This is a genomic window from Armatimonas sp., assembly GCF_043760365.1.
Taxonomy (GTDB): Bacteria; Armatimonadota; Armatimonadia; order Armatimonadales; family Armatimonadaceae; genus Armatimonas.
Genome location: NZ_JAYUPA010000076.1, coordinates 1 through 2362, shown reverse-complemented (window position 1 = coordinate 2362; position 2362 = coordinate 1). Strand labels below are relative to the sequence as shown.

2 protein-coding genes are annotated in these 2362 nt (G+C 57.0%); both read left to right on the top strand.

The window, feature by feature from the left end:
* Window positions 1-1085: helix-turn-helix domain-containing protein (locus tag ACH2EH_RS01975; protein ID WP_395138350.1), on the top strand; the 1085-nt coding region annotated here is incomplete at its 5' end.
* 71 nt (window positions 1086-1156) lie between these two features.
* Complete coding sequence (locus ACH2EH_RS01970) at window positions 1157-2233, top strand: hypothetical protein (RefSeq protein WP_395138347.1); 1077 nt, start codon at window positions 1157-1159, stop codon at window positions 2231-2233.
* The last annotated feature ends 129 nt before the right edge of the window (window positions 2234-2362 follow it).

Below are 2362 nucleotides of genomic sequence, written 5' to 3'. Positions count from 1 at the left end.
CGATCCTTGCTGCCCACCCTGAGTTTAGCTACCGACCGCTTCTTACGGATGCGGTGTTGCCCGCCAGTAGCGGCGATCTTCTAAGAGCCTTACGGATGCGGCGCGGAATCGGTGTGCGTCAGCTTGCCCGCGAGATCGGGGTTGCACCGGGAGTCATTACCCACTGGGAAACCGGCAAGCATATCCCCAGCACAGACCAGAGTGAACGGCTTCTTGTCGCCTTGCGTGCTCTCCCCGATGAATTCGCAATTCTGCGCCGGGGCACCTCAGAGCTAGGAATAACTCGCTTCGTAAATGCATCGCTCGACGAGCTTTGGGCAGCACTTGAATCGCTCTATCAACCCATCTGGCGGGGCGATCCAACCTTTCCAGGGGATCTGGTGCTCCTCGCTTTGCAAGAGGAAGCAGCGCGGCGCTTGCTCACCGAGCCCCAGGCACAACGTCTGCTCGCCGAAGCCTTCCACGCTCGGGGATTATTCCTTCACCTTCGAGAGCGCTCTCAGGAAGCCCAGAACTGTCTCAAGTCCTCTCTGGCGCTTGTGACAGCCAAGGAGCACCCGGTGATCTGGTTTGGAGCAACCTCTCTTCTAGCGAGAGTACAGCCCCGTTCAAAATGTGAGGTTGCAATTAAGGGCTGGACAGAGGCAATCCCGTTAGCACGCGATAGGCGGGATCAAGCATTAGAGTCCCAGCTCCTGAGAGAGCTTGCGACTCGGCAGGCAAGAGTTGGGTATCTAGATAGCGCTCTGCGCACGGCAAGAGAAGCCGAAGCCTGCGCCCTGCGCTCGGATCGGATGGAACACATTCGTGATGCCAGGATGGTTCTTTCCGTTATTTTGGCGGAAGCGGGTCATGCTGACAAAGCCACAAAAACAATGTCAGCTCCCCCAACCCTGGCTGAGTGCGAGGAACATCCCATCGGAGCAATGAACAGGCTGCTGTACTGGGCACGCCTCTGCTGGCACAACAAAGATCGTCTGGGGGCTTCGGAGCATTTAGGTCAGGTTTATAGCCTGATCGAGCGTTTTCACCTCCCACAATTCGAGGGAGCGGCGCGTAAATTGGAGCAGGCACTTAGCTGCTGAAGCTCCCAAGCTTAGCTACTGCCCCCCCCAAGCCTCAGATGCTGAAGCTCCTACCAGGAACTTAAAACACCATGACCAATGCATTACTGCCATCTCCTAAGACTCGCTCCACTCAAAGAGCGAGACCATCACCTGCGACAGTCTCTCCTGCACACAGAGTAGCCTCCCCAGATTTATTTGCGCGCCCGATCCGACTGCGGGATATTCCTGCCGCTCTTGCCGTCAGCCAAGAAGGTAAACAAGTCTCCGCTGCGGAGCGTGCCTTCACCTGCGAAGCTCTGGGAGATCTGTTAAAGCAAAGACGCATGTTTGGGGTGGTCGTCCTAGACAATCGCCGTCCCCCACAGAAACAAGTAGTTGGTATCGGAACCGGCGGCTTTCTGACAGACGACTTTCAATCCACTCTCTGGGGGCAACAGGCCGATTCCTATTTGCTTCGTCGAATCTTGCGCTCACCCAAGGAGCACCCCTCCCCACTGAGCGATTTTGACGAAACCTTTGTCAACAACACTCCAGAGAAAGGTCTCAACTTTACCGGTCTGCTCTTTGGCGATTTGTGCGAGCAGCTTTCCACAGAGCGCGCAGGACAGGTTCGCGACCGGCTTTTTGAGGCGATGCTTCAGAGCCTGCGCGGCTACTATTTGCGCACCTGGACCAAGGAAGTCTATGGAGATGAGAACTTTCAAAAATTCCAGAATATCTTTGGCGCAAAGCTTGTCCGAGCGCACGAGCTGCCTGACCGTACAGAACACCAGCAGCCTTTTCTCATGGGCATTACCCGTGAGGAGGCGTTTGCTCCAGAGCGTGAAGGCCGCCCCATCCGCTATGCGTTTGCGTGGCACTCCCCTAAAATCGGCTTTACCAAAGCCGAACGTAAGGTGCTCCAGATGGCCAGCCGATACCGCACCCATGAGACCATCGCAAGGCATCTAGACATCGCAGCCTCGACGGTTCGCTCACAAATGGATTCCGCTCTGCGACGGGCAGAGCAGTCTGCAGAGTTCGGCGATCTATCGCGAACCGTTGAGGGCGGATACCTTCGCCAGTGCCAAGAACACAGCGATAAGTGGGCGACCCTGCTGGACTACCTGTCAAGCCATCCCGAGGAGCTGCGCCCTCACTGGCATAGCCTGACAGACCTCCAGTAAAGGGCTGCCTCACGATCTTCCCCGCCACTTTCGGTAGAGCTCGCGGCGGCGATCTGGACGATCAAAGACGTCCAGGAGCCGCTGCTGGGCGCTCTCTCGCATGCCCGTCAGCTCCCCCTTGTAGCGCTT